Source organism: Metabacillus sp. Hm71 (assembly GCF_051842955.2).
In the GTDB taxonomy this organism is placed as follows: Bacteria; Bacillota; Bacilli; order Bacillales; family Bacillaceae; genus Metabacillus.
The window spans coordinates 4,708,706-4,735,456 of sequence record NZ_CM200278.1; the positions used below are offsets into that span (position 1 = coordinate 4,708,706).

The window sequence follows — 26,751 nt, forward strand, 5'->3', positions numbered from 1 at the left end:
TGCAGATAGATACCAATACTAAGTAAAAAATTATACTTTCTCACCTTTTCTGATCGGACAAATTACCAAGTAAATATTATAGATTAAAATATAGAAAGTGAAGAGGAGAGGTTTATGATGAAGACAGTAAAAAAAGCAATCATTCCTGCTGCAGGTTATGGAACGAGAAGTTTACCAATAACAAAGGTAGTTCCAAAAGAAATGTTTCCCGTTGCAGGTAAACCAGCCATACAATATATTGTTGAAGAAGCCATAGAATCAGGAATTGAAGAAATCTTAATTGTGGTATCCCGTACTAAAAATATGATTTTAGATTATTTTGACCGCTCACTAGAATATGAAGCTTTTTTAGAAAAGACAGGGAAGCATCATTTATTGAAAAAAATCGTGGAGCCTGCTATTTCTATTCAATATATACGCCAACCCTTTGCAGATGGACTAGGTGCGGCGATACTTTTAGGCAAGGGATTTGCTAATAAAGATCCATTTGCTGTTCTTCTTCCTGATGATATATTTCTAAAAAATGATCAGCCAGCTTTACGAGAGCTTTTAGACGTATATAAAAATTATCAATCTACAGTAATTGCCCTAGAAAAAGTAAATGAAAAATTATTAAAGAACTATGGGGTAGTAAAAGGAATTGATATAAAAGATAATATCTATGAGATTTATGATATTGTAGAAAAACCTCGTTCCAATCCCCCATCTAATTTGGCGGTAAGCGGGAGGTACATTTTTGAACCATCTATTTTTTCATATTTAGAAAAGGGACACAAAGGAGTTGGAGGAGAAGTTCAACTGACCGATTCAATAAAAGAATTTTTAAAGCTAGAAAAGTGCTACGGAGTGGAAGTCTCCAGCAAACGTTATGACATTGGTACGGAAGAAGGATATTTCAAGCTACTCCAAAAAGTAATGAGCAAATCAGAGCAAGAGGATGAATAGACAAAAGGATAACTCGTCCTATAACAGTGAGCTTCAAATTTGCTTCGTGTACCTCAGACAGATGATTTGTCCCCAGGGTTGCCTTCAGATTCCTCGTTACCGAGGGGGCACCCTTGCCTTCATCTAATTGTTCGTATCCCCCACACACATAATGACTCTCACAACCAAGTTGATAAACATTCCCGGCACACTAAAATTACTCCCAACATAAAAAAAGCGCAAGGCGCTTAGCATTCGGCGACAAGCATAAGGCGAACAGGAATAGAAGGTGTTCTTTACCTTCAATTCCTGTTTGACTAGACCCTAGAGGCGTTAAAAACGCGACGTCCTTATCTCTTAACTGCACTTGCACGTCCTGTGCTTCGCCGATGGCGCCTGGAGCTAGATTTAGAAACGCAAGCTATGTTAAGAAAATATATAAATTCTGGTGTATGAAAATGCTGAGAGCTTTTTGCATTATATTTTAGTACTTTTTCCCTTTTATTTCAGATTATTAAGATGTTTTCTAAGATAATCATTACGATTCGAAATAAATTCCAGGATAAATTCTGGCTCTTGATCAAATAACTCAATGGTATTCTTTTTATAAGGATCTAATGATATATAGGGGCGCAATAGCTTGTGGAAATTTGTAATTCGGGGTTCAAATTCCGAAACTGTAAAATATTTGTCTAATATTTCTTCTAGGAGTAAGCGATATTGAACGCGGAATTCCTTTACATCAAGAAGTCGTGCAGTGAGTGTATTATATCCTTCTATGGGCACCCGATTAAACTTCATAACCCCTCCATTCCAATTCCTTCCAAAGGTTGCATCAAAATCCCATGGAATCATTTCGTACAACCCTGTTTCACCATTTCGATAAAGGGCGTAATTTTGAATGAATGCATCATAGTTCTGTGTACAAACCACACCACAAAGCCAAATTAAATATTTTTTGACATCCAAGTACTTTACAATTTCTTTGCCAAAATCAAATCGCGGAATCGTATTGATTTTTATTATTAGACTTTCTAAATCAAGGTCATCCTCATCATTTCCTAATTTGCGCAAATACCCTGAAATAAGTGAAGCTTTGGGCTCTCCCTTCGTGGTTAATAAAGAAAAGTTAGTTTGATGATTCGTTGCATAATAAATAGGTCCATATAAGAGCTGTCTTTTTTGCAAAAACAAATCATCGACAGATTCAAGCTGCAAGTAAATTCCTGAAGGCATTCCATTAACCTCAATTAAAACATACCTGCAATCAGGTGAAATACTCCCTATTTGCTTAAAAAAATCAAAAGATAGCTTATTTCGAATAAAAGAAGGATCACAATATTCTGCATTAAGGTGAACTTCACGCGCTGCAAATTCCTCATTAAATGTTCCAAAGTCGATTTTATAAGATTTTTTACTAAATTTTCGAGTGTGATTTCCACGATAAGTAATACCAATATCATATGAAGTATTGTTTGCAACTAATTTTGAAGGAATAGGTTCTTCATGCCAAACATTTCCTTCTAAAAATTCAAGAAGTTTGGGTTGAATAGAAATACTTAATGTAGGTATAGTATTTTTCTGCATCTACATCATTGCCTCCCACTTTTCTCACTATCATATGAAAAAATAGGGCGTTTGATAATAAATTAATTAACTAGTTTAGAACCAATTAAAAAATATTTCATAAAATACACTACCTTATTTATTAAGGATCATTGTTGAAAGGTGGTTTTATAGATGGGAAGAGAAGAGATAAAAAAGATACTTAAAAAGGCAAAAGATGCTGGAAATGAAGAATTCCTAAGTAGAAACCCAGGATCAAAAGCTAATGGTAAACATTCTGGCTCTGGTTCTGGTTCCGGCTCTGGTTCTGGCTCTGGTTCCGGCTCTGGTTCTGGTTCTGGCTCTGGTTCCGGCTCTGGTTCTGGTTCCGGCTCTGGTTCCGGCTCTGGCTCCGGCTCTGGTTCTGGTTCCGGCTCTGGTTCAGGTTCTGGCTCTGGTTCCGGCTCTGGTTCCGGCTCTGATTGATAATGCGATCCTGTTTATGCTTCGGAATAAACCTGAAATAAAAATGGTACCCTTCAATAAATATACTTTCGCGATATCTAAATATGTTAACAATAACAATCTCGAAAAAGTTATCTAATGTTTCACACTGAATTGACATTCCATTTGGAAGTTTTGTAATTGAAAACGCTTATTTAATGTTATTTATTCGATTTATTATTTTGTTAATTTATAACTTTAGTTGTCAGGAAATGAAATCTAAATCAATTGAAAAATTTGCAAATCATATGGCTGATGTGACCAATTTTAACTAAATATGGTCACATCATTATTTTATCCATATAATTAAAGCTTAAATTCAGTTTTAAAATATACTATTTTTAGTGGGAAAACCCTTATTTCTCCAGACGGCTCTCTAATTCAGCCTTTTTCTCTTCAAAGCCTGGTTTGCCTAGTAACGCAAACATGTTTACTTTATAAGCTTCAACACCTGGTTGGTCAAATGGATTTACTCCAAGCAGATAGCCGCTCATTGCACAAGCTTTTTCGAAGAAGTACGCTAAATAGCCAAATGTATACTCGTCCATTTTAGGAATGGATACAACTAAATTTGGTACTCCGCCATCTGTGTGAGCTAACATTGTACCTTGGAATGCTTTTTTGTTAACAAAATCAACAGATTTTCCTGCTAGGTAGTTTAAGCCGTCTAAATCGCTTTCTTCTGCCTCAACAATTAGCTCATGACGTGGAGTTTCTACATTGATAACTGTCTCAAAAATGTCACGACGTCCTTCTTGAACATATTGTCCAAGTGAATGCAAGTCTGTTGAGAAGTTTGCAGATGAAGGATAGATGCCTTTTTGATCTTTCCCTTCACTTTCACCAAATAATTGCTTCCACCATTCAGAGAAATATTGAAGCCCTGGCTCATAGTTAATAAGCATTTCGATTGTTTTCCCTTTGTTGTAAAGGACATTGCGAACTGCCGCATATTGATATGCAGGGTTTTCTTCTAGCTCAGATTTACCGAAGTCCTCACTTGCAGCTGCTGCACCTTTCATCATAGCTTCAATGTCAACACCTGTTGCCGCAATTGGCAATAAACCAACAGCAGTAAGAACTGAATAACGACCGCCAACATCATCAGGAATAATGAATGATTCGTAGCCTTCTTCTGTTGCTAGAGTTTTTAATGCGCCGCGCGCTTTATCTGTTGTTGCATAAATACGCTGCTTCGCTTCTGCTTTTCCGTATTTCTCTTCAAGAAGCTTTCTAAAGATACGGAATGCAAGCGCAGGCTCAGTTGTTGTACCAGATTTAGAAATAACGTTAATTGAGAAATCTTTGCCTTCAAGTAGATCTTGAACATCCTTCATATATGTAGAGCTAATATTGTTTCCAACGAAGATCACTTGAGGAGCGTTTCTTTGCTCTTTAGATAAAGAATTGTAGAAAGAATGGTTCAGCATTTCGATTGCTGCGCGTGCTCCTAAGTAAGAACCGCCGATCCCGATTACTAAAAGAACATCTGAATCAGATTTGATCTTTTCAGCACTTTTTTGAATGCGGGAAAACTCTTCCTTATCATAATTTTTAGGCAGATCAACCCATCCTAAAAAGTCGCTTCCAGCACCTGTTTGTTCATGAATTGAATGATGTGCAACTTTCACAAAGTCACGCAAGTATGTAAGTTCATGCTCATTAAAAAAAGAAAGTGCATTTGAGTAATCAAAGCGTACATGTGTCATACCATTTTCCTCCAATATTCATCAAAATAATTATAGCTATTATCACTTTATCTAAACTAAAGAGGTAAATCAAGCCAAGCTTCCGATGTAAGCGTAACCATTAATATTTTTTTCGTTAATACCAAAAGACTAAAAGGGCTGACCACTTAAACACAATCTGTTAGAAGAGTGTTTCATGAATGGGTCAGCCCCTATTGAGTAAGCCTTGAAAAATTATAATGATGCTGTCAAAATCGCCACTACATCCTGTTTATTTAGCTTTTTAAAGTTGCCGAATTCACCATTTACCATCGCTTTATCTGCCATGAGTTCGATATTCTCATCACCAATTTGGTAGTCTTGTAAACGGCTTGGCGCTCCGATGCTGCTCCAGAATTCACGAAGCTTTTCAATCCCTTCTAATGCAATCGTTCTGACATCTTTTCCGCTTGGATCAACATCAAAAACATTTACGGCAAGCTTAACAAATCTCGATACATTTTCATCAAGAGTATGCTTCATCCAATTTGGGAATAGAATGGCCAGTCCCCCGGCATGCGGAATATCGTAAACGGCTGAGACTGCATGCTCAATATTGTGGGTTGCCCAATCTCCACGATAGCCCATTTGCAATTGGCCGTTAAGAGCAATCGTTCCAGAATAAAGAATCGTTTCACGCAGTTCATAGTTCTCTAGGTCTTCGATTAATTTTGGTGCCGTTTCAATCACCGTTTTTAATAGTGATTCACAAAAGCGGTCCTGGAGCGGTGTGTTTTTCGTATGATGAAAATACTGCTCAAAAACATGTGTCATCATATCAACCATTCCATATACCGTTTGATCCTTTGGAACCGTGAACGTATTTACCGGATCTAAAATAGAAAATTGCGGGAAAGTAAGCGGGCTGCCCCATCCATACTTTTCTTTCGTTTCCCAATTTGTGATGACAGATCCTGAATTCATTTCAGACCCAGTAGCTGCGAGTGTTAAAACTGTGCCAAAAGGAAGCGCCTCTGTTGGAATATGTTTTTTTGTCACAATATCCCAAGCATCTCCGTCATATTTTGCGCCAGCAGCAATGGCTTTAGTACAGTCAATAACACTGCCTCCGCCTACGGCTAAAATAAAGTCAATCTTCTCCGCTTTGCATATTTCCACACCACGATGAACCGTTGATAATCTAGGGTTTGGTTCGACACCTGATAACTCATATAGGTTAACATCGATTTTTTTTAACACATTGACAACATCATCATAGAGACCATTTCGCTTAATACTTCCTCCACCATATACAAGCAGAACATTTTTTCCATATTTTGGAACTTCAATTTCTAATTGTTGAACCTGCCCTTTCCCGAAAATCAGTCTAGTTGGATTATAGTATGTAAAGTTTTCCATTTTCAGATCGCCTCCATAGTTAGATTATGTTACATTACCATTTTTATTGTAAAGAAAACTGCTTTTCCCATGAATTCCCACTGAATATAATTTCCTTTTCTACACAATCTAATCATGTAGTCATATTCAAAGGAGGTTGCACAATGAGCGCCATTCAACGTATAGCACTTGTTCTTACAATAATCGGAGCAATTAACTGGGGTCTTATCGGATTTTTCGATTTCAATTTAGTAGCTATCATCTTCGGCGATACTGCATTATCACGTATCATTTACGGTCTAGTTGGAATTGCAGGATTAATAAACCTCGGTTTGCTCTTCAAGCCTTCAGCTGAAGTTGCAAGAGAACCTCGTCCAGAAGCAAGATAATAAGAAAAGCGCAAGCGCCTTGCTCAGCCTAGGGCAAATAAGACGCTCATGAATAGAAGGCGTTCTTTGCCTTCAATTCATGGGTGGCTAGGCGCTGGAGCTAGACATCTAACTATTCTTGCGCTTACCAATGAAAAAAGGATGGAACGCAATGCGTTCCATCCTTTTTTCATTGGTAAGCGAAGTATAAAATTGGCAGCGTAGAAGACTATTCGACGTAGTGGCCAATTTAAAGTATGAAGTATAAGGGCAACTACCCCTCTGTCTTCGCCTTTACAGGCTCGCCAATCGGCGAGTTTTCTTTATCCGATCATTTATTTTTTGATTTCTTCACGCTTCGATTGTTCGATCCATTCTTCGAGCTTATCTTTTAATGTATTGAATCCTTGTGGAGTTTCAGTATCGGTTTTAACAGTTGCTTGGCGTTTTTTAGGTTTTTTCGGTGCTTCTTTCTTTTCTTCAGCTGGCGGCTCTTGTGTTGCGCGAATGGATAAGCTGATTTTCCCTGAATTTTCGTCTACAGAAAGCACCTTAACCTGTACTTCGTCGTTAAGCTTTAAATGTTCGTTTACATCTTTTACAAATCCATGAGTAATTTCTGAAATATGAACTAATCCTTGAGTTTCTTCATCAAGTGCAACGAACGCTCCGTATGGTTGAATTCCTGTAACTTTACCTGTATGCACACTTCCTACTTCGTACTTTGTTGTCATGATAACACTCCTAATTTTCTTATATTTAAAGGTCTCTTTATACGCAATAAAAAATTATATCACATTTACACCTTTTTTTCAAAAGGTTTTTCTATTGTCAGCCATAGTATGCCAAAAAAGCAACGATTGAAGTCGTTGCTTAAGAAAGTGGTTGATACTCAACTTTTGGAAGACCGTTCTCACGTCTCATCTTAAAAAGGACTGATTCGCCAGTTTCTTTGATGAGAACATGCTCGATTACTTCACCTTCCTCTTTATAATTTGTTCTTACATATTTTACCTCGTTTGATAATGCTTGATAATCAGCCTGTGCAGCTTTCATTTGTTCAATAAACACATCTAACTCAGGCAAATCAGAGTCTTTTCCATGATATGAAAGTTGATAGGCAGTCTCAAAATCGCCTTTTGTAATGGCATGCATGTATATTCTTGCGACTGCAAATTCTATTGAAGTATTAGCCCCGCTATATGCTTCATTGTAAACAGTTGTATCGCCATTTTGTTTCAAAGCCTTATATCGAGCAAGCATTTCCTTCGTAATTGGCAATAAATGCTTTTCCAAAGAATATTCTTCAATTTTTGGCTTTAACAATTCGGGCAAGCTAATTTCTTCTGCTCTTATTTCATCAGTCAATATAAATTGTGCATCCTTTAATTTTTGATAAAATGCTTCTACCGTTTTTGCCGTTTCTGAATATTTATTGTCACTAATTAAATTTTCAAAATTGGTTTTTATCTCCTCTTTTATTTTCCCACCATCCGTTACAATGCTTGTGTTGTTTGTTCCTTTTAAATAGAGAGTAAGGTAATGCCGATACTGTAGTTTAAGCTCCTCTACTATAGGTGAAGATTGGTTTTTTAAAATAAATTCTTCAATTGCGAGTAATCGTTCTCCAAGTTCAGTATGACTAATTACTAAAGCCCCATCCATCATTGCTTTCTTCTCTGACTTGATTTCCAAATATACTTTCGCATCATCTGTTAAAGCTCTTTCTAAATCGTTATAAACGTTCGTATAATCAGGCGCAAAATTAATACTTCCCTCACCTTCATGGAAAAAGGTATAGCCATATGATCGAAGTCTATTTGTATAGTCAATAAATTCTTGATCACCTGTTATGGCTTCACCACTATTGATACCTTCTACGTAAGCTTCAATATCCGTAATATTTTGCTGATTTTCAATATATAATGGATACCATTCTTCATAGAACAATTCGGAAAGCAGCTCCAATTTATCAAGATAGCTATATATCTGACTGACAGGTATTTCTTCCCCATCTTCTGCCGTCTGTTCGAAAGATTCAAATTGTTCATTAGGCATTGAAACGCGATCGTCTATAATTTCCATTACCTTGTCCCTATATGTTGTAAGTTCTCTTTGTGTTGCATAATTTTTCCGTTGTTCAAATTTCTCTACGGCCGCTTTTGCTTCCTGTACAAATTTATATTGCTCAGCCTCTTCGAAATCAAGCTGCACTATTAGTTTATCGAGCTTTCGTTCATAATAGCCTCTAATTTCATTATTTGCGGCTTCTATTTCCTTATCTGTTACAGGTTTGTTCGTTGATTCCTTTGTTGGTGTTTTTTCTCCGCTTATAAAAAGGTTTGATTGAGAAAGCAATTGTATTCCTAAAATTCCTCCGATCAGGAGAACCCCAATAAAAGATGCGACAAATGGAAGCTGAAAGAAGATTCGTTTCTTCACTGGCTTTTCTTGTCTTTTTAGCTGATCCATTATTTTATCTGGCGATGATACCGTTGGGATTTTCCCGTAGGATTGTTTTAAATTTCTCATTCGCTCTTCAAATTGTTTGTCATCCATTTATGTCACCCTCTTTCTTATTAAGGTCCTCGATCACTTTTTTTAACATCGTCTTTCCTCGTAAAATTCTTGTTTTGACAGTTGATAGCGTAATCGACATGATTTCAGCAATTTCCTCATATTTTTTCTCGTGAAAATAATATAAAACGATCGGTATTCGATATTTCTCATCAAGCTTTTGAATCGCTAAATGTAACATTCGATCTTCTTCACTTTTTAACACGGCTGCTTCTGTTTCTGGATAATCATCATTTCGAAAGTCCTGTTGTATTTTAAAAACCTTTCGAAGGTTTGATTGTCGTTTTCTAGCAAAATCCCTTGTAACATTTAAGGTAATTTTATATAACCAGGTTGAAAACTTCGCCTTCGTAAATTGGTCGATAAACCGGTAGACACGAATAAAAACCTCTTGAGTGATATCCTCGATTTCATCATGTCTATTCCCTAATTGATAGGCAAACTTTTCAACGACAGGATAATGAAGCTCAACAAGCTGCTGAAACGCATTCATATTTCCTTGCTTAGCCTTTTTTATCAGTTCTTCTTCAGACATTTTCAACTACCCTCCCTTTTCGCTTATAAAACGGGACTTATTATTCATTTGTTTCATAATGGAATACATTTTAGGTGTGGTAAATGAGGCAGAGATGAAAGATTATTCCTTTAGAATAACTTAAAAGTGGTTTATGTGCATAAGAAAGGGGGAATAAGACAAGCGCAAGGCTTTCTAGTATTCCCCCCTTTCTCTTATATGAGACTGTCTGTACTAATCAGGACAGTCTCTTTTTTATACGAGCTTTTTTACAAAGCGATTCATTCTTTTTAATGCCTCTTGCAGCTGATCTAATGAAGATGCATATGAGCAGCGAATGTACCCTTCCCCGCTTTCGCCAAACACACTTCCAGGAACAACGGCTACTTTTTCTTCTAAAAGCAATGCTTCCGCAAATTCCTCTGATGAAAGATTCGTTATTTTAATTGATGGGAAAGCATAAAAAGCTCCACCAGGCACATGGCATGTCAAGCCAATATCATTTAAAGCGCCAACAAATAAATTTCTCCGCTGTCTATAGCTTTTCTTCATATGAAGAACATCTTCTTTCCCATTTTTCATCGCTTCGATTGCAGCGTATTGTGCCATTGTTGGTGCACACATCATGGAATATTGATGAATCTTTAACATTGCACTTAAAAATTCAGGATTTGCAGCCACATAGCCTAAACGCCACCCAGTCATAGCAAACCCCTTTGAAAATCCAGAAACCAGAATGGTACGTTCAGCCATCCCTTTAATTGAAGCAAAGCTTGTATACGCATCATCATATGTAAGCTCCGCGTAGATTTCATCTGAAATGACCAGTAAATCATGCTTTTCAATTACTTCTGCAATTCTCTCTAGATCTTCTTTTGCAAGAACAGTACCTGTTGGATTATTTGGCGAGCATAAAATAATCGCCTTTGTTTTTTCTGTAATTGCCGCTTCAAGCTCTGCCGGCTGGAGTTTAAACTCCATTTCACCACTTGTTTGGATAGACACAGGAACACCGCCCGCTAATGAAACGAGCGATGCATATGATACAAAGCTAGGTTCAATCACGATAACTTCATCACCAGGATTGACGATTGCTCTTAACGCAATATCTAATGCCTGGCTCGCACCTACGGTTACGAGTAGTTCTGTTTTTGGATCGTAGTGAATCGCTGTTTTCTCTTTTAAATAATCGCTAATTTCGCTTCTCAATTCAATTAATCCTGCATTTGCTGTATAAGAAGTATATCCTTGCTCAAGCGAGAGGATACATGCTTCCCTGACGTTCCAAGGTGTTACGAAGTCAGGTTCTCCAACACCTAACGAAATAACCCCTTCCATACCGGCAGCTAAATCGAAAAATTTGCGAATACCGGATGGTTTTAAATTTTTGACTGTACTCGAGAGGTAATGAGAAGGCTCGATCATGGTGACACCACAATTCTCTTATCCTCATCATCTTGTTCAAATATTGTTCCATCATGCTTATATTTCTTTAAGATAAAATGAGTTGTTGTTGATAAGACTGAATCTAATGTAGATAATTTTTCTGATACGAATTGAGCGATAGCTGACATAGATTTCCCTTCGATAATCACAGATAAGTCATAGGCACCTGACATTAAGTAAACAGATTTCACTTCATTAAATCTATAAATACGGCTTGCGATTTCATCAAATCCGACTCCGCGTTTAGGCTGTACCTTCACATCGATCATTGCTTTTACACCTTCATGACCATCAACCTTTCGCCAATTTACTTGGGCAGTATAGTCAACAATGATGCGCTGATCCTCTAAATTTTTTATTAACTGTTTTGTTTCTGCTTCGGTTAAATCAATCATTTTGGCGATTTGTTCTGCAGATAGGCGACAGTCATTTTCTAAGATCTCTAAAATCTCGACTTCCTTGTCTGTAAACTTCATTTTCACCACTCCCACTATTCAAATCTTCAGATAATTATACCATTATACAGCATGGTTTCATATGTTTCACCGAAAGAATTAAGGGTAGATTTTACATGAGTGATTCTTTTTTTTTCGGTGAAAATATAAAAAAAATAAAATTCATTTGCATTGCTGGTAGATGATCTCGCACTTTTTTTGCAAAGTGGCAATGCTAATCGACATTTCATTTTAACATAAGATTACTTTTTATCTATAGGAAAAACGGAGTGAATGCTTATGGAAAAGAGTCATTATTATTGCAGTACTATGAACATTCTTGGTGTAAACGTTCACTATGAAGTATATGAGAAACACCCTTCAAAACCGACCATGGTGTTAATACATGGATTTTTATCTTCTAGCTTTTGCTATCGAAAAATAATTCCTTTATTGGAAAATGAATTTAAACTTATAGCAATTGATTTGCCGCCTTTCGGGAAAACAGAGAAATCAACAAGGTTTGTTCATTCTTATCGGAATATGGCAAAGCTGGTAATTGAATTAATCGAAAGCCTGCAAATCAAAAAGGCATATATTGTCGGTCATTCGATGGGAGGACAAGTTTCGCTGATTGCTGCGAAGGAAAGACCTGATTTATTTGAAAAGGTTGTACTCCTTTGCAGCTCTGGATATATGAAACGAGTTCATCCAAGCTTGATCGTTGGCTCATACATTCCTTATTTTTATTTAGGGATCAAACATTGGCTTGCAAGCCAAGGAGTATTAAAAAATTTATACAATGTTGTGTATGACAGGTCGCTGATTGACCAAGAGATGATGGATGGATATATGGAGCCATTTCATGATGACCGAATTTTCAGAGCGCTTAACAGAATGATACGTGATCATGAGGGAGATCTGCTTCCTGAGGAGTTAAAGAAAATCGAACAGCCCAGTCTTCTGATCTGGGGCAATGAGGACAAGGTCGTCCCTGTCCATATCGGCAAAAGACTCAAAAACGACCTGCCTAATTCCAACTTTTTTTCCTTTAAAAACACGGGTCATTTAGTGCCTGAAGAAAGACCGGAGCATGTGTCAGATATGATTTTTGAATTTTGCCATGCCAATTAAGAAAAGCGGAAGCGCCTTGCTCAGCGACGTAGAAAAAAGAGCACCCCGTATGAGATAAAGCGAGACTTACATCAGCAGATGGTTTTCCTGCTGATGGATAGCGAGACTTATCGGACCTTTACGGGCAGTTTCAGGAAAAATTTTTTACTAGAGCACTCACCCACTTTACTGCCCGTTAAGGTGGGGCAAAGGAAACACGAAGAGCGATAGCGATTCGATGTTGACTTACGATGCGAGGAGGGGGAAGTTCATTAGTCGCTAGGCGCTGGAGCTAGACAAGTACAAGAAAAAAATATTTATATTGCAACGATTTATAATTCACAGCTAGCACTATTTTTTAAAAGAATCAATTGCTTAGCTAAGCTTTCGCATTTTTGCAGAGGGATAATTTCTTCAAATGAAAACTCATAGATCGCTTGAATTTTTCTAGCAAGGAGCATGACATCATCATATTGATGAACAGCTTGAAGGACGTCCACTACTTCCGTTTCATAGCTACCCTCTCCATAGCCTAGCGGATCCCACTGTAATAAAAGCTCCATTAATTTTAGATTCGTTTGCTGTGATTCCATTTTTTCACCTTTACCAATCTTATTTTTTGCACTGTCATTGTATCACATTTATCATTAAAGATAATAGGAAAAGCAAGGTGAGCAAGCAATCTTATACCTGAGGTGAAAACAAGTGAGCAGATTTGATGAGGTACTGAATCGAATGAATACAAATTCCGTGAAATGGGATACAAAGAGAATCTTTGGCATGGACGATATCTTGCCAATGTGGGTAGCCGATATGGATTTTAAAGCGCCGGATGAGGTGCTCAATGCTCTGCATGCACGTGTTGAACATGGGATTTTTGGTTATACCATCCCTGGTGCGCAAACAGAGCAAGCTATTCAAAACTGGTTAAAAACCCGCCATCATTGGGAAATTGACACAAGTATCATTACATATAGCCCTGGAATCGTAACGGCGATTAGTTTGGCAATCCAGGCATATACAGGTCCCGACGACAAAATTGTCGTTCAGCCTCCAGTTTATTATCCATTTTTTGAAGTAGCCAAAAAGCATAATCGCGAGGTCTTATATAATCAGCTTTTATTAAACAATGATCATTGTTATGATATTGATTTTGATGACCTTGAAGCAAAGCTTTCTGATCCAATGACGAAAATGTTTATTCTCTGTAACCCGCATAATCCGAGCGGGCGTGTATGGAGGAAGGAAGAGTTAGAAAGAATTGGGGAACTTTGTATCAAGCACGATGTTCTTATAGTTTCTGATGATATCCACTCTGACTTGTTATTATTTGATAACCACTATACACCAATCGCTTCAATTAATCATGAAATAGCGGATCGGACCATTACATGTATTGCCCCAAGCAAAACATTTAATTTAGCAGGACTTCAGGCATCAGCTGTCCTCATTTCAAACGATACACTGAAAAGAAAATATAATGCTGTCCTTCAGCTCTATGGTCTTTTTACATTAAACACACTTGGTACAGATGCTATGGAAGCAGCTTATACCCATGGAGCTAAATGGCTGGATGAGCTTATTGACTATTTACAAGGAAATATTCTCTTTATTGAAGATTTCCTGAAAGAGCATCTTCCAGAGTTAAAAGTGATGCGGCCTGAGGCTACCTATCTTGTTTGGCTTGATGCCCGCTATCTAAAGAAGACAGACAAAGAAATAAAAGAACTTCTTCTCACAAAAGGAAAGCTTGGTTTAGAACCTGGCTCTAAATTTGGTGAAAACGGTGCTGGATTTTTAAGAATGAATATTGCCTGCCCAAGAGAAACGGTTGAGGATGGATTGAATCGTTTAGTTAGAGCATTAAAATAGAAGTTGTCAGAAGGGGCAGTCTTAATGAGTCTGCCCTTTGAGCACTTCTTTAATAAAATGTAAACGTAAATTTATTAAAAATTAACCCTTCTTGCGAAGATTTAATGGTATAATTAGGCAAACTACTTCTAAGGTGACAATCTAATGGAACTGTTAAAAGATATCATCCTGCAAATTACATTTATTATCTTTCCAATTTTCATCTATCATTTATTTTGGCTAAGTAAAACACATGTTCAAGTATTAGAGCCAAACAAAATTCTTATTTCTTGCAGTACGATTCTATCTTCCATACTATGTATTCTTTACCCGATTGAACTTGCGGAAGGAATATACGTTAACCTTCAAGGGATTCCTTTATTTATCAGTATTGTTTATGGAGGATTTATTCCAGGTTTATTAACATTGATGCCAACTTCAATTTACCATTTTTTTCTATTACATCTAGAATGGTATTCGGTTATTTTATGTTTAATTGCTTATTGCACGCTTCCCTATCTGCTTCGAATCAAATGGCAAAGTTTCGGGTTAAAACGGAAGCAAGGCTGGGCAATTGTTTATGGTGCAGTCCTCTTTGGATTTTCAATTTGTTCGCTCGTTGTTGAAAGCGTTTTTAAAAATGCGATCATTCCAATAAAAGACCTTTATATGACGAATGCATTCAACCTTGTACTGACGATGATCCTTTTAGTTACCATCTATTTAATTGAATATACGAAAGAAAATGCATTGATTCGCATGGAACTGGTGAAAGCTGAAAAAATGTCGATGGTCAGCGAGCTTGCAGCAAGTGTTGCTCATGAGGTTCGCAATCCTTTAACCGTTGTAAGAGGCTTTGTTCAATTAATTGGAAATTCAACAGATAACAATATAACCGAAAGAAAAGAGTATATGAATCTTGTGCTTGCTGAATTAGATCGTGCTCAATCGATTATTTCGGACTATTTAGGTTTAGCGAGCCAGCAATACATAACGAAAGAAAAAATCGATTTAGCAGAAACACTAGAAGAAATTAAAACACTGATGACCTCCTATGCCAATTTTAAAACAGTAACAATTAACGGAAACATTAACAAGCAATTATATGTAATAGGCGATCATGCCAAATTAAAACAGGTGTTTATTAATATTATTAAAAATGCCATTGAAGCAGTACCTAATGTTGATGGCAAAGTTTCAATTCAAGCATATGTTTCACATGAATTTGTTAGAATAAAAATTATGGATAATGGAATAGGCATGTCACCAGAACAAATTGCCAGAATTGGGGAGCCCTATTTTACCTTAAAGGAAAAAGGGACAGGCTTAGGATTAACCGTTACCTATTCGATTATAAAAAATCACGGTGGCTCCATCCGCTATAAAAGTGAACCAAACAAAGGAACAATTGCTATAGTTTCTCTGCCTTACTATGTTTCGGATAATGAGCAAGATGCAGGCTAAACAGCTGTTTTAAAAAAAGCGCAAGCCGCTAAGCATTTGGCGACAAGCATAAGGCGAACAGGAATAGAAGGTGTTCTTTACCTTCAATACCTGTTTGACTAGACCCTAGAGGCAGTCAAAAACTAGGGCGGCCTTATCTCTTAACTGCACTTGCACGTCCTGTGCTTCGCCGATGGCACCTGGAGCTAAATTCAGAAACGCAAGCTATGTTAAGAAAATATATAAATTCTGGTGTATTATTAAAAAGGTCATACCCTCTAAAAATCACAATATATAAGTTCTGACTTTCTTAGATCTTGTATATTGTGGTTTGGTTGGGGATCTGACCTTTTTGGTTACCTAATTTTTTTCTTTCTGCTCTGACTTTTTTATCAGCTCGTCTACTTCTTGCTGTTCTTTCTTCGATAGCTTTATGATAAAACGAAAAGCGATGAAGGCTAAGATGGTAAAGACCGCCATCGTAATACCTGCTGGAATATATTCCGTTTTATCTTCCGGAAAATATAAAAACAAACCTAAAACAGGGATGAATTGGATCATATTGTCACGACCTTTCTTACCCTTACTATAACAAGTTTTGCTCTGATTCACTAGGCTGTATTTGCTTTTCATAAAACATTCAATATTATTTTTTTATTCTAGCATGTTAAGATAACAATAGATTAAGCTCGTACAATTAGAAGAAAAGGGATTGATGCGAAATGGAAGAAAGAAAGTTAGGAGAAATCGTTACAGGAATCTACAAAACCGGAAAATATATTGGAGAAATTACGGATATTCGTCCAATGCATTATTTGGTTAAAGTAAAAGCTGTCCTTAAGCATCCGCAACAAGGCGATTTACATCATCCAAAACAAGCAGATGTTCAGCTTTTTCATGAAAGACGTGCATTAGCGTACAATGAACAAACAAATATTCCTAAGCAAATGGTCAAACCTTATGATGGATCTATCCCAGAATATGAGGATTCGCTAAAGCAAGCAGTGGTTGCTCTAAAAAGCGAATTAGAAGTGATGGATACCCCGTGGGCGCAAAAATCACTCACCATGATTTCTTCATTAGAGGCAGATTACTTCCCTAATAAAGGGTAATCGGTCAACATGACTCAATAACAATAAGTATTCGTACACCAAAACGACAACTATTGTTATTGAGTATGTTATCTATGAATGGTATAGTCTGTGTTTGGTTATGTTGCATATTTATTTAATACCTTCGCTAGATCAATTCTATCACCAATTGTAGGAGGCGTTGGTTTCTGTAAGTATCGTTTGTCCTCTTCAACCAACTTAAATATATTATAGGTTGTTAACGCATCATCTAACGCACAGTGATGCTTACCTGTTGCTTTTTTCCCATATTCCTCCACCGCCTTCCACAGGCCAGTTTGGTTACGGTCACCAAAAAATTTTTTATATTCCATTGATAGGTCTCTGATATTCCCGGTAAACGGAAAGACCTCACCATTCATCTGACAATTTTGCCGCAATACCTTCATGTCCATGTTCCCCCAAGTAATGATAGTAGCAGGAGATGGATCATTGTATTTTGTTAACGTTTTTAGAAGTTCTGAAAAGGAAATTCCCTCATCAATTTTAGCTTGAGAGATCTTTAGAAAGGTTTTACAGCGCTCGCTTAATAAGGGGAATCGAATCGGTTTAACATATGAGGAAAATTGCTCTTCTATTTCATGGTTTAAAACAGAAACAATGCCAACTTCAATTATTTCTGGATAAAACCCTTTAGGCTTTGCCTTTCCTTCCGGCATCGTAAATTCAAAATCGATAAATACTAATCGCTCTTGTCCCTTCATACTATCTCAACCCTCCTTTTTGTAAAGTCAACAGTTTGTTTCTATTATTATATCATCGGAGCTGCCAATTTAACTCCAATTTTTCAAAAAATAATGAATTATCCCTTGTCTATTTTTTCAAATGGATTAAGTAATAAAAGGTTTTCCTCCTTCATGCAAAAAATTTATCCGCTAATTGGAAAGAATCGGTTACAATGAAGTCAGTAGGTGGATTTTCCTACTGATGATTGGCAAAACTTATCGAAACTTTACAAGCAGATTCTTCACTACATATTAAGATTAAGATAAGACTAGAATAATTGTTAAGAAAGAGTGTGACTTAGAGTGCGAAGTGTATTTGGATGGATTTGTATTGTCCTCATGGTGCCAATTTTTCTTTTCAGCGGATTTGCTGCTGGTAAAGAATCGAAAGCCGTTAAAGGACTAGGGACTGTTTTGGAGGAAAAGATCCCGATCGAAGCAATAGAATTAGCACAAAACAGTTATATCTTTGATCATGAAGGAGAGCTGATTTCAGAAATCACCTCTAACCAGCAAAATCGGGTATATATACGTTACGAAAACATACCTGAGGCTGTTAAAGCTTTATATGTTGCATCTGAAGATCAACGATTTTTTGAGCATATTGGGTTTGATGCTGCCGGAATGCTGAGAGCCGTTTTTATCAACGCGAAAAATCAAACTGTGGAGCAAGGCGGCAGTACGATTACACAGCAACTTGCACGTAATGTTTATTTATCTCATGAACAAACCTATAACCGCAAGCTGAGTGAACTCCTTTATTCTTACCAGCTTGAGAAAAACTTTACAAAGGAGCAGATTCTTGAGGCTTATTTAAATGCAATCTATTTTGGAAACGGCACGTACGGGATCGGAACAGCAGCAACCTTCTATTTTAGCAGACAGATCCAAGAGCTTCATTTAGCAGAGCTTGTTTTTATCAGTGCTATCCCTAATAACCCAACCATGTATGACCCAATAAAAAACTTTCGTAAAACAAAGGATCGCCAAGAGCGCCTGTTAAGCCTGCTTTATCAAACCGGGACTATTTCAAAACAGGAAATGGAAGAAGCTGTCCACTACCCTATTACACTTTCAATTAACAAAAAAGTGGATAGTTATCCAGATTATGTTACGTTTGTTCATGAAGAATTAAAACAATTAATTTCAGAAAAAGAAGGCTATGCTAAAAAGCTTGCTAAATCACAAAACAAAGAGCAAATCGAAAAACAGCTTTCAGAACGAGTTAACGACATCATAAGCAAAGGGATTATTATTCATACAGCATTAGATTCGTCCATACAAACGAAGCTTGATAACGCACTCGAGCAGCATATACCTTCTGACCGAGTGCAGGGTGCAGCGGCAGTAATTGATCATCAATCACATAAGATTGTTGCCCTTTCTGGCGGAAAGGACTATAAAAAGTACTCGTTCCATCGAGCATATCAAGCATATCGCCATCCGGGTTCTGCGATAAAACCTTTGCTTGATTATGCACCTTATATTGATTTAACCGGGGCAACAGCAAATTCTAAGATTGACGCAGGAGCTTTCTGTAAAGCTGATTACTGTCCGGAAAATTATAGTAAAAAGAATTATGGGATGGTGAGCCTCGAAACAGCCTTAAAATATTCATATAATACTGCAGCGGTACGCATGCTAGATAAAATAGGAATTGATACAGGTTTATCCTACTTAGAGCCATTTGGATTTTCTGCTTTATTACAAAATGATTATGACCTATCAGCAGCATTAGGTGCACTTGACATTTCACCGTTAGAAATAACCGGGGCCTATACAGCATTTGCTAATAATGGACTTTATGTTGAAAATCATGCGATACATAAAGTCACCGACTTATCTGGAAAAACGCTCTATGAATGGAAGGAAAATCCTGTTCGAGTTTGGAAGGAAACGACAAATGATCAAATGCGCAAGCTTTTAGCTGCTGTTGTAAAAAGTGGAACCGGACAGAAGGCGGCCGTTAGTAGCGAATATGTCGGCGGAAAAACTGGCACATCCAGTGACTATCGCGACCTTTGGTTTGTCGGCTTAACAGATCGATACACAGCAGGTGTTTGGGTTGGAAAAGATCAGGCTGGCAATGTTAGCAATCTTTATGACCAAGGACCTCAACTGCTGATTTGGAGAGATATCATGAAATAGAAAGAAGGCTGTAAATGAACATTTCAGATGAACGCATATTGCTGTTTGATGGGGTATGTCATTTTTGCAATCATTCGGTTCAATTTGTTATTCGGCATGATAAACAGGGAAAATTTAAGTTTGCGGCCCTTCAATCACCTATTGGGCAAGAACTGCTAAAAAAGCACAATCTTCCTTTACATGATTTTGACAGCTTCGTTCTTATCAAAAATAACACTTGCTATCAAAAATCAACAGCTGCCATCCAAGTTTGCAAAGAATTTGGATGGCTTTGGACATTATGCTCCTTGTTCATCATTGTTCCAAAACCGCTTAGAGACGCTCTCTACAATTTTGTAGCGAAAAATCGCTATAAATGGTTTGGGAAAAGCGACCAATGCATGATTCCTTCCCCTGAAGTTCGGAAACGATTTTTATCATGAGAAAAAGATGGAGCGACTTTATGTCAGCTCCATCTTTTTAATGCTTATCATTTTATCGGCGGATTTCTATTTATATCAGCGTTTTTCTGATTTTATCGGCGAATTTCAGATTATATCGGCGTTATTCTGATTTTATCAGCGAATTTCAGATTATATCGGCGTTATTCTGATTTTATCAGCGAATTTCAGATTTTATCGGCGTTACTCTGATTTTATCAGCAAATTTCAGATTTTATCGGCGTTATTCTGATTTTATCAGCGAATTTCAGATTTTATCGGCGTTATTCTGATTTTATCGGCGAATTTCAGATTTTATCGGCGTTATTCTGATTTTATCAGCGAATTTCAGATTTTATCGGCGTAATTCTGATTTTATCAGCGAATTTCAGATTTTATCGGCGTTATTCTGATTTTATCAGCGAATTTCAGATTTTATCGGCGAATTTCAGATTATATCGGCGTTATTCTGATTTTATCAGCGAATTTCAGATTTTATCGGCGTTATTCTGATTTTATCAGCGAATTTCAGATTTTATCGGCGTTATTCTGATTTTATCAGCGAATTTCAGATTTTATCGGCGAATTTCAGATTTTATCGGCGTTATTCTGATTTTATCAGCGAATTTCAGATTTTATCGGCGAATTTCAGATTTTATCGGCGTTATTCTGATTTTATCAGCGAATTTCAGATTTTATCGGCACTATTCTGATTTTGTCAGCGAATTCTTTTCTAATGATATCCGCCGCAACCGCCTCTAAACCGGCAAACTTGCCATTATACTGTTATACAACTTAAAGCATAAATACATCGTTCCTAATAGAAAAATAAACCAAAATAGGACATGAAACAAAACCAAGCCGATCAAAGAAAAGAAAGTGAGCGAGTTGCTGATTTTGTAGACAATATAGACAAAGTAACAGCCTGTTGCCACAAGAAAGATCGCTACAATCACTAATGGGAATTGAATTGCAGCTAGAGATAGTGCTCCTGCGATTAAGTAGATGGCTGAACCGCCTCTTATTTTTGAAAGATTCTCACCCGTAACATCCTTCGAGAAAAATAAAAGGGAAAGCTCGGTGACTGTGTTTGCAATTAATTTTAATGCTGAAAAAACCATAAAATAGAGCAGCGCAAATAAAATAAATAAAGCCAGTTTAATTCCATTATTCGAAAAAAACTCTAGCATTCCTTCATAGATTCCAAAAATCTGCAGATAATCGATTACCGCCATAACGGTCGCAATCGACAAGGATGTACTGAATAATAAAATCGTAATAAGTGGAAAGTAACTAGTAAAATATGTATTTTTCATTTTCATTCCCCAAATTATCTTTGATTTTTCATCTTCATAATTATGAGGTAGAGATCTCCATTTGACAAGTAAATTTTTACAGTTTCTATGAATATGTACCTATAAAAAAACAGAATGCTTCTATGTATACATCCTGTTTACCGGTTAACGATTCGAACATATTCCCGTGGTTTAAATTTTTCAAATACTTTTTCTTCCTGAAGTAAAAATTCAACCTCTGCCTCTGTATTAATAAGTTGAATAGTTGACTCTCCCTCTATTATCGAATCAACATATTCTCTTTTGATTTTTTCATTTAGAAACCATCCGCTGCCAAACATGCATGAAAACAAGCATCCAGCGACAAGAAGCTTCATTTTTTGCATGAAATCACCTCAAGATTTAGGATGCTCTTTAATCTTAAGAATATACAAGTTCACAGAAATTTGTTATCATTTTTATGTTCATATGAACTTGAAATGAACATTTCAGGTGACGATTTCATACCAATCTGCATTCTAGAACATAATAAATTAGTAAAGCAGCAACCAGATCATTTACCAAATAACGCCAATACTGTAAGGGGGTTAAAAAATGACATTATTACATTTGGCCATTTTATCACCGTTTTTAATAGCCATACTTGTTCCAATCCTGTATAAATTATTCAATAGAATTCATACAGGCTGGTTCGTATTGGTTTTACCAATTCTACTTTTTATCTATTTTTTCCAATATATAAACACGACGATGAACGGTCAGCCAGTCATCTCTACAGCCAATTGGATTCCTTCTCTTGGCATTAATTTTACTGCATACATAGATGGCTTAGGCTTGCTTTTTGCATTGCTCATCACAGGAATTGGTGCACTTGTTATTTTATATTCGATTTATTATCTATCAAAAGATAAAGAGCAATTACATACGTTTTACGTTTATTTGTTACTGTTCATGGGTGCTATGCTAGGTGTTGTCCTATCCGATAACGTAATTGTTCTGTATACGTTTTGGGAATTCACCTCCCTTTCCTCCTTTCTCTTGATTGGGTACTGGTATAAGCGTGAGAAATCCCGCTATGGTGCACAAAAATCGATGTTTATTACGATTTTTGGCGGACTCCTTATGCTTGGCGGATTCATTATGCTTTATATCATGACAAATTCCTTTAGTATTAGAGAAATCATTGGACAAGTGCCTGAAATCACTCAACATGACTTGTTCATCCCTGCATTAATTTTGATTTTATTTGGGGCATTTACGAAGTCTGCACAGTTCCCTTTTTATATCTGGCTGCCAGATGCTATGGAGGCGCCTACACCTGTTAGTGCCTATTTACACTCAGCAACAATGGTAAAAGCCGGAATTTATTTAGTTGCCAGATTCAGCCCTGTATTCGCAGGAACACCTGAATGGTTTTGGATTGTTTCGGCATTTGGGATCTTCACAATGTTCTGGGGCTCTTTCTATGCTGTTAAACAAACAGATTTAAAGGGAATTTTAGCGTTTTCAACCGTCAGTCAACTCGGGATGATTATGTCCATGCTTGGTGTCGGATCTGCTGCCATCGCACTAGATTCAATTGATGATAATCTTTTTATCGTCGCAACACTCGCAGCGATCTTCCATTTAATCAACCATGCTACATTTAAGGGAAGCTTATTTATGGTCGTAGGAATTATCGATCATGAAACAGGTACGCGTGATATTCGGAAGCTTGGCGGTCTAATGAGTCTAATGCCGATTACCTTTACAATTTCAATAATCGGGGCCTTCTCAATGGCAGGCTTGCCGCCATTTAATGGATTTTTGAGTAAAGAGATGTTCTTTACTAGTATGCTTCATGTTCTTGAAATGGACTTTTTTAATGCTGAAACGATCGGGCTTTTATTCCCGATTATCGCTTGGGTCGGAAGCATCTTTACATTCATATACAGCATGGTTCTTGTGTTTAAAACATTTACCGGGAAATATCAGCCTGAGAAGCTTGAGAAAAAGCCGCATGAGGCGCCAATCGGGATGCTGATTTCACCGATTATATTAGCGTCGCTTGTGATTATTTTCTTTTTCTTCCCTAACATTTTAGCGTACACGATTATAGAACCTGCCATGGCTTCCATTTTGCCAAACTTACTTAGGGACGGTGGACATTTCCATGTTCATCTAAGCCAGTGGCACGGCCCTACACCTGAGCTCTATATGACGATTGGTGTAGTCTTGCTGGGAGCACTGGGCTATTTCACATTGACAAAATGGCGCGGCGTTTATCGCATCGTTCCAGAAAAGCTTACATTAAATAAAGGATATGACCGAGCCTTATATCGTCTTGATAAATCCTCTCTAGGGATAACAAAATTCTATATGACAGGATTTATTCGGGATTATTTAGTTTATATCTTTACATTTTTTATCGTTATTTTAGGAACTGCGCTTATCTTGAAACAAGGATTTTCTTTTTCGCTAGAAGGCACGGCACCTGTGGGAATTTATGAAGCGGTTCTTGCTGCGGTAATGATCATTGGAACGATCACTGTTTTATTTTCCAAATCCCGTTTAACAGCAATCATTGCCCTTGGATCAGTTGGGTATTCGTTAGCACTCTTTTTCGTTTTATTTAGAGCTCCGGATTTAGCTCTTACTCAATTATGTATTGAAACCGTTTCAGTTGCTCTGTTCTTACTTTGCTTTTATCATTTACCAGAGTTTAAGAAGAAGGAGAAAAAGCTTCGGTTTAGAATGACGAACCTAATCATTTCCTTAGGGGTAGGAACGATCGTGACACTGATTGCATTGTCAGCAAACAGTCAGCGTACTACAGACACCATTGCAAGCTATTTTATTGAAAACAGCTATAAGCTTGCAGGCGGGAAAAACATGGTAAATGTCATCCTCGTCGATTTTAGAGGTTTTGATACATTGTTTGAAATTACCGTTTTGGGCATTGCCTCGTTAGGAATCTATGGCATGATACGCCTGAATGTAAGGAGGGAGGAAGAAGGGTGAAGAAAACAAATATAAAAACAAACGATCTCATATTCCAGACAGTAACAAAGGTCGCTGTGTTTATTATTATTATTTACTCCCTCCATCTCTTCTTTTCTGGACACTATACTCCAGGAGGAGGATTTATCGGCGGATTAATGACAGCTTCAGCAATTGTGCTGTTACTTTTAGCATTTGATATAAAAACAGTTGTGAATTCGTTGAAAATTGACTATATCAAATTGACGGCAACCGGTCTGCTTATTGCTCTAATGACCGGGGTGGGTTCATTCTTTTTCGATGTTCCATTTTTAACCCACACGTTCAGTTATGTTGATCTCCCTGTACTTGGGAAAACCTCATTAGCAACTGCCGTCCTATTCGATCTAGGTGTTTATCTCGTTGTTATTGGTGTAACAATGACCATTATCCAAACGATTGGAGAGACGGAATAATGGAAGTTTTAATGTCTATCGTGGTTGGTGTTCTTTTTACTGCTGCCGTTTATTTAATGCTTTCCAAAAGCTTATTGCGCATCATTATTGGAACTGGTTTACTAAGTCATGGCGCCCATTTATTAATATTAACAATGGGCGGACTAAAAAAGGGAGCTGCCCCCCTGCTTGGTGAGCATGCTCAAAGCTATGTTGATCCATTGCCGCAAGCGTTAATTTTAACAGCGATCGTAATTAGCTTCGGGGTTACATCGTTTTTCCTCGTCCTAGCTTATCGATCCTATCAGGAGCTTGGAACAGATGATATGGATCAACTAAGGGGAAATGATTATAATGAATAACTTAATTATCTTACCAATCGCTATACCTTTATTCGCAGGGATCATCTTAATCTTTTTTAATAAAAACATCAAGATTCAGAGATGGCTGAGTGCGATCGCTTCATTAGCCGGAATCATGATTTCGTGTATTATTGTTCAAACGGTTCACACAAATGGAATACAAACATTGGAGATTGGAAATTGGAAGGCGCCCTATGGCATTGTTTTTGTTGCGGATATGTACTCAAGTTTACTCGTTTTAACAACTAGTATTATTGCCTTTACATCGTTATTGTTCGCTTTTTCATCGATAAATATGGAGAGGGAAAAATTCTATTTTTATCCTGGTGTACAATTTCTCATTTTAGGTGTATCAGGCGCTTTTCTAACTGGTGACATTTTCAACCTGTTTGTTTTCTTTGAAGTGATGCTCATGTCTTCATATTTATTAATCGTATTAGGGAGCTCGAGATTTCAGCTTCGTGAATCAATTAAATACATTCTCGTAAACGTCATTTCGTCTGCGCTTTTCGTTATCACGGTTGCGTACCTTTACGCTGTTACTGGAACATTAAACATGGCGGATTTAAGTGTAAAAATAGCTGAAATGGGGCAAACGGGGCTGCTAACCGTTATTTCCCTCCTATTTTTAATTGTATTCGGTCTGAAGGGTGCCCTTTTTCCGCTATATTTTTGGCTGCCTGGTTCATATCAAGCACCGCCATCCGTTGTCACTGCCCTATTCGGTGCGCTGTTAACAAAGGTTGGAATATACTCAGTAACGAGAGTTTTCACGCTTATTTTTTATCATGATCCATCCTTTACCCATCAATTATTGGCATGGTTAGCTGCCTTCACGATTATTTTCGGAGTCATTGGTGCAATCGCATATTGGGATGTCAAAAAAATTGTCATCTACAATATTATCACTGCTGTAGGCATTATCCTATTTGGCGTGGCTGCAAATACGCCAAATGCTGTTGAAGGGTCCGTGTATTATTTAGTTCATGATATGATCATTAAGGGGGCATTGTTTTTCTTAGCTGGAGCGATCATTGCGATAACTGGAACAAGCAATTTACGAAAAATAAGCGGGTTGATTGCAAGTCATCCGTTTTTGGGCTGGATGTTCTTTATTGCTGCATTATCACTGGCAGGAATTCCGCCGTTTAGCGGATTTGTTGGAAAGCTGAAAATCATCCAAGGCGGTTTTGAAGCTGGGGAATATACGATTTCCTTTATCGTCCTTCTCTCAAGTCTGCTCGTCCTTTATTCTGTTATGAAGATCTTTATTAACGGCTTTTGGGGAGAACCGAAGCCGGAAATGGCATCCAAAAAAGGATCGGCAAAAGGAATGCTCTTACCGATTGTCATCTTGCTCACATTAACTGTTGCATATGGATTAGGTGTTGAATGGATATCACCTTATATATCGCAAGCTACCGAAACTCTGCTTGACCCGACAATCTATATTCAAGCAGTATTGAAGGAGTAGT

Annotated in this window: 26 protein-coding genes; 13 read left to right on the forward strand and 13 right to left on the reverse strand. The window is 37.3% G+C overall.

The window, feature by feature from the left end; all coding sequences use genetic code 11:
• The first annotated feature begins 117 nt into the window (after positions 1-117).
• A complete protein-coding gene (locus ACSVDH_RS23200; RefSeq protein WP_439251674.1) occupies positions 118-945 on the forward strand; it encodes a UTP--glucose-1-phosphate uridylyltransferase in 828 nt (275 codons plus the stop codon).
• A 480-nt stretch (positions 946-1,425) separates the two neighbouring features.
• Here ACSVDH_RS23200 and ACSVDH_RS23205 read toward each other — a convergent pair whose 3' ends face one another.
• Positions 1,426-2,511, reverse strand: a complete 1,086-nt coding sequence (locus ACSVDH_RS23205; RefSeq protein ID WP_439251673.1) for a CotH kinase family protein — start codon at positions 2,509-2,511, stop codon at positions 1,426-1,428.
• A 153-nt stretch (positions 2,512-2,664) separates the two neighbouring features.
• On the opposite strand from ACSVDH_RS23205, the gene ACSVDH_RS23210 reads away from it, so the two are divergent.
• On the forward strand, positions 2,665-2,955 hold the full coding sequence (locus tag ACSVDH_RS23210; protein ID WP_439251672.1) for a hypothetical protein: 291 nt from the start codon (positions 2,665-2,667) through the stop codon (positions 2,953-2,955).
• A 374-nt stretch (positions 2,956-3,329) separates the two neighbouring features.
• On the opposite strand, the gene ACSVDH_RS23215 is transcribed toward ACSVDH_RS23210, so the two are convergent.
• Together ACSVDH_RS23215 and ACSVDH_RS23220 are read right to left on the reverse strand one after the other, a co-directional pair.
• Positions 3,330-4,682 carry a glucose-6-phosphate isomerase gene (locus ACSVDH_RS23215; protein ID WP_299087313.1) on the reverse strand — a complete coding sequence of 451 codons (1,353 nt, stop codon included), beginning with the start codon at positions 4,680-4,682 and terminating at the stop codon, positions 3,330-3,332.
• Positions 4,683-4,895: 213 nt separating this feature from the next.
• Entirely contained in the window at positions 4,896-6,059 is a 1,164-nt protein-coding gene (locus ACSVDH_RS23220; RefSeq protein WP_439251671.1) for an iron-containing alcohol dehydrogenase, read from the reverse strand.
• 143 nt (positions 6,060-6,202) lie between these two features.
• On the opposite strand from ACSVDH_RS23220, the gene ACSVDH_RS23225 reads away from it, so the two are divergent.
• Complete coding sequence (locus ACSVDH_RS23225; protein ID WP_299087317.1) at positions 6,203-6,427, forward strand: DUF378 domain-containing protein; 225 nt, start codon at positions 6,203-6,205, stop codon at positions 6,425-6,427.
• Positions 6,428-6,741: 314 nt separating this feature from the next.
• Here the strand turns inward: ACSVDH_RS23225 and yugI are convergent, their stop codons facing one another.
• The 5 genes from yugI to ACSVDH_RS23250 form a co-directional block, all read right to left on the reverse strand.
• A complete protein-coding gene (yugI, locus tag ACSVDH_RS23230; RefSeq protein WP_439251670.1) occupies positions 6,742-7,140 on the reverse strand; it encodes a S1 domain-containing post-transcriptional regulator GSP13 in 399 nt (132 codons plus the stop codon).
• Between the two features lie 139 nt (positions 7,141-7,279).
• A complete protein-coding gene (locus tag ACSVDH_RS23235; RefSeq protein ID WP_439251669.1) occupies positions 7,280-8,965 on the reverse strand; it encodes a hypothetical protein in 1,686 nt (561 codons plus the stop codon).
• Positions 8,958-9,518 carry an RNA polymerase sigma factor gene (locus ACSVDH_RS23240; protein WP_439251668.1) on the reverse strand — a complete coding sequence of 187 codons (561 nt, stop codon included), beginning with the start codon at positions 9,516-9,518 and terminating at the stop codon, positions 8,958-8,960. Before ACSVDH_RS23240 ends, ACSVDH_RS23235 begins: the two co-directional genes overlap by 8 nt.
• Before the next feature lie 234 nt (positions 9,519-9,752).
• Positions 9,753-10,922 carry an aminotransferase gene (locus tag ACSVDH_RS23245; RefSeq protein WP_439251667.1) on the reverse strand — a complete coding sequence of 390 codons (1,170 nt, stop codon included), beginning with the start codon at positions 10,920-10,922 and terminating at the stop codon, positions 9,753-9,755.
• Positions 10,919-11,419, reverse strand: a complete 501-nt coding sequence (locus tag ACSVDH_RS23250) for an Lrp/AsnC family transcriptional regulator (RefSeq protein ID WP_046587649.1) — start codon at positions 11,417-11,419, stop codon at positions 10,919-10,921. The genes ACSVDH_RS23245 and ACSVDH_RS23250 overlap by 4 nt, the downstream gene beginning before the upstream one ends.
• Positions 11,420-11,677: 258 nt before the next feature.
• Between ACSVDH_RS23250 and ACSVDH_RS23255 the strand changes: the two genes are divergently transcribed.
• Positions 11,678-12,511 carry an alpha/beta fold hydrolase gene (locus tag ACSVDH_RS23255; protein WP_299087326.1) on the forward strand — a complete coding sequence of 278 codons (834 nt, stop codon included), beginning with the start codon at positions 11,678-11,680 and terminating at the stop codon, positions 12,509-12,511.
• Between the two features lie 311 nt (positions 12,512-12,822).
• Here ACSVDH_RS23255 and ACSVDH_RS23260 read toward each other — a convergent pair whose 3' ends face one another.
• Complete coding sequence (locus ACSVDH_RS23260; RefSeq protein ID WP_439251666.1) at positions 12,823-13,083, reverse strand: DUF1871 family protein; 261 nt, start codon at positions 13,081-13,083, stop codon at positions 12,823-12,825.
• A gap of 112 nt (positions 13,084-13,195) precedes the next feature.
• Between ACSVDH_RS23260 and ACSVDH_RS23265 the strand changes: the two genes are divergently transcribed.
• Together ACSVDH_RS23265 and ACSVDH_RS23270 are read left to right on the forward strand one after the other, a co-directional pair.
• The gene (locus ACSVDH_RS23265) at positions 13,196-14,362 is read left to right on the forward strand and encodes a MalY/PatB family protein (RefSeq protein ID WP_439251665.1); all 1,167 of its coding nucleotides are present in this window, start codon (positions 13,196-13,198) and stop codon (positions 14,360-14,362) included.
• Between the two features lie 144 nt (positions 14,363-14,506).
• A complete protein-coding gene (locus ACSVDH_RS23270) occupies positions 14,507-15,805 on the forward strand; it encodes an ATP-binding protein (RefSeq protein WP_439251664.1) in 1,299 nt (432 codons plus the stop codon).
• Between the two features lie 339 nt (positions 15,806-16,144).
• On the opposite strand, the gene ACSVDH_RS23275 is transcribed toward ACSVDH_RS23270, so the two are convergent.
• Positions 16,145-16,345: a hypothetical protein gene (locus ACSVDH_RS23275; protein WP_299087334.1), complete on the reverse strand. Its 201-nt coding sequence runs from the start codon at positions 16,343-16,345 to the stop codon at positions 16,145-16,147.
• Positions 16,346-16,506: 161 nt separating this feature from the next.
• On the opposite strand from ACSVDH_RS23275, the gene kapB reads away from it, so the two are divergent.
• Positions 16,507-16,896 (forward strand): kinase-associated lipoprotein KapB, encoded by a 390-nt coding sequence (gene kapB, locus ACSVDH_RS23280; protein ID WP_439251663.1) that lies wholly within the window; start codon positions 16,507-16,509, stop codon positions 16,894-16,896.
• A 98-nt stretch (positions 16,897-16,994) separates the two neighbouring features.
• Here the strand turns inward: kapB and kapD are convergent, their stop codons facing one another.
• Positions 16,995-17,618, reverse strand: coding sequence for a 3'-5' exonuclease KapD (gene kapD / locus ACSVDH_RS23285; RefSeq protein ID WP_439251662.1), 624 nt, complete (start codon positions 17,616-17,618; stop codon positions 16,995-16,997).
• 360 nt (positions 17,619-17,978) lie between these two features.
• Between kapD and ACSVDH_RS23290 the strand changes: the two genes are divergently transcribed.
• Positions 17,979-19,787 carry a transglycosylase domain-containing protein gene (locus ACSVDH_RS23290; protein ID WP_439251873.1) on the forward strand — a complete coding sequence of 603 codons (1,809 nt, stop codon included), beginning with the start codon at positions 17,979-17,981 and terminating at the stop codon, positions 19,785-19,787.
• A 14-nt stretch (positions 19,788-19,801) separates the two neighbouring features.
• Positions 19,802-20,209, forward strand: coding sequence for a thiol-disulfide oxidoreductase DCC family protein (locus tag ACSVDH_RS23295; protein ID WP_439251661.1), 408 nt, complete (start codon positions 19,802-19,804; stop codon positions 20,207-20,209).
• A 755-nt stretch (positions 20,210-20,964) separates the two neighbouring features.
• Here ACSVDH_RS23295 and ACSVDH_RS23300 read toward each other — a convergent pair.
• Positions 20,965-21,522: a DUF5366 family protein gene (locus tag ACSVDH_RS23300; protein WP_439251653.1), complete on the reverse strand. Its 558-nt coding sequence runs from the start codon at positions 21,520-21,522 to the stop codon at positions 20,965-20,967.
• A 137-nt stretch (positions 21,523-21,659) separates the two neighbouring features.
• Entirely contained in the window at positions 21,660-21,887 is a 228-nt protein-coding gene (locus ACSVDH_RS23305; protein ID WP_439251652.1) for a hypothetical protein, read from the reverse strand.
• 208 nt (positions 21,888-22,095) lie between these two features.
• Between ACSVDH_RS23305 and ACSVDH_RS23310 the strand changes: the two genes are divergently transcribed.
• From ACSVDH_RS23310 to ACSVDH_RS23325, 4 genes are read left to right on the forward strand one after another with little or no spacing between them, the layout of a single operon-like run.
• Complete coding sequence (locus ACSVDH_RS23310; protein ID WP_439251651.1) at positions 22,096-24,501, forward strand: Na+/H+ antiporter subunit A; 2,406 nt, start codon at positions 22,096-22,098, stop codon at positions 24,499-24,501.
• A gap of 11 nt (positions 24,502-24,512) precedes the next feature.
• A complete protein-coding gene (locus ACSVDH_RS23315) occupies positions 24,513-24,935 on the forward strand; it encodes a Na(+)/H(+) antiporter subunit B (RefSeq protein ID WP_439251660.1) in 423 nt (140 codons plus the stop codon).
• Positions 24,935-25,276: a Na(+)/H(+) antiporter subunit C gene (locus tag ACSVDH_RS23320; RefSeq protein ID WP_299087347.1), complete on the forward strand. Its 342-nt coding sequence runs from the start codon at positions 24,935-24,937 to the stop codon at positions 25,274-25,276. The genes ACSVDH_RS23315 and ACSVDH_RS23320 overlap by 1 nt, the downstream gene beginning before the upstream one ends.
• Positions 25,269-26,750 (forward strand): Na+/H+ antiporter subunit D, encoded by a 1,482-nt coding sequence (locus ACSVDH_RS23325; RefSeq protein WP_439251650.1) that lies wholly within the window; start codon positions 25,269-25,271, stop codon positions 26,748-26,750. The genes ACSVDH_RS23320 and ACSVDH_RS23325 overlap by 8 nt, the downstream gene beginning before the upstream one ends.
• Position 26,751: the final 1 nt, after the last annotated feature.

Coding starts and splice junctions, on each gene's coding strand:
- ACSVDH_RS23200 (WP_439251674.1), top strand. CDS start 118: ATGAAGACAGTAAAAAAAGCAATCATTCCTGCTGCAGGTTATGGAACG.
- ACSVDH_RS23205 (WP_439251673.1), bottom strand. CDS start 2,511: ATGCAGAAAAATACTATACCTACATTAAGTATTTCTATTCAACCCAAA.
- ACSVDH_RS23210 (WP_439251672.1), top strand. CDS start 2,665: ATGGGAAGAGAAGAGATAAAAAAGATACTTAAAAAGGCAAAAGATGCT.
- ACSVDH_RS23215 (WP_299087313.1), bottom strand. CDS start 4,682: ATGACACATGTACGCTTTGATTACTCAAATGCACTTTCTTTTTTTAAT.
- ACSVDH_RS23220 (WP_439251671.1), bottom strand. CDS start 6,059: ATGGAAAACTTTACATACTATAATCCAACTAGACTGATTTTCGGGAAA.
- ACSVDH_RS23225 (WP_299087317.1), top strand. CDS start 6,203: ATGAGCGCCATTCAACGTATAGCACTTGTTCTTACAATAATCGGAGCA.
- yugI (WP_439251670.1), bottom strand. CDS start 7,140: ATGACAACAAAGTACGAAGTAGGAAGTGTGCATACAGGTAAAGTTACA.
- ACSVDH_RS23235 (WP_439251669.1), bottom strand. CDS start 8,965: ATGGATGACAAACAATTTGAAGAGCGAATGAGAAATTTAAAACAATCC.
- ACSVDH_RS23240 (WP_439251668.1), bottom strand. CDS start 9,518: ATGTCTGAAGAAGAACTGATAAAAAAGGCTAAGCAAGGAAATATGAAT.
- ACSVDH_RS23245 (WP_439251667.1), bottom strand. CDS start 10,922: ATGATCGAGCCTTCTCATTACCTCTCGAGTACAGTCAAAAATTTAAAA.
- ACSVDH_RS23250 (WP_046587649.1), bottom strand. CDS start 11,419: ATGAAGTTTACAGACAAGGAAGTCGAGATTTTAGAGATCTTAGAAAAT.
- ACSVDH_RS23255 (WP_299087326.1), top strand. CDS start 11,678: ATGGAAAAGAGTCATTATTATTGCAGTACTATGAACATTCTTGGTGTA.
- ACSVDH_RS23260 (WP_439251666.1), bottom strand. CDS start 13,083: ATGGAATCACAGCAAACGAATCTAAAATTAATGGAGCTTTTATTACAG.
- ACSVDH_RS23270 (WP_439251664.1), top strand. CDS start 14,507: ATGGAACTGTTAAAAGATATCATCCTGCAAATTACATTTATTATCTTT.
- ACSVDH_RS23275 (WP_299087334.1), bottom strand. CDS start 16,345: ATGATCCAATTCATCCCTGTTTTAGGTTTGTTTTTATATTTTCCGGAA.
- kapB (WP_439251663.1), top strand. CDS start 16,507: ATGGAAGAAAGAAAGTTAGGAGAAATCGTTACAGGAATCTACAAAACC.
- kapD (WP_439251662.1), bottom strand. CDS start 17,618: ATGAAGGGACAAGAGCGATTAGTATTTATCGATTTTGAATTTACGATG.
- ACSVDH_RS23290 (WP_439251873.1), top strand. CDS start 17,979: ATGGTGCCAATTTTTCTTTTCAGCGGATTTGCTGCTGGTAAAGAATCG.
- ACSVDH_RS23295 (WP_439251661.1), top strand. CDS start 19,802: ATGAACATTTCAGATGAACGCATATTGCTGTTTGATGGGGTATGTCAT.
- ACSVDH_RS23300 (WP_439251653.1), bottom strand. CDS start 21,522: ATGAAAAATACATATTTTACTAGTTACTTTCCACTTATTACGATTTTA.
- ACSVDH_RS23305 (WP_439251652.1), bottom strand. CDS start 21,887: ATGCAAAAAATGAAGCTTCTTGTCGCTGGATGCTTGTTTTCATGCATG.
- ACSVDH_RS23310 (WP_439251651.1), top strand. CDS start 22,096: ATGACATTATTACATTTGGCCATTTTATCACCGTTTTTAATAGCCATA.
- ACSVDH_RS23320 (WP_299087347.1), top strand. CDS start 24,935: ATGGAAGTTTTAATGTCTATCGTGGTTGGTGTTCTTTTTACTGCTGCC.
- ACSVDH_RS23325 (WP_439251650.1), top strand. CDS start 25,269: ATGAATAACTTAATTATCTTACCAATCGCTATACCTTTATTCGCAGGG.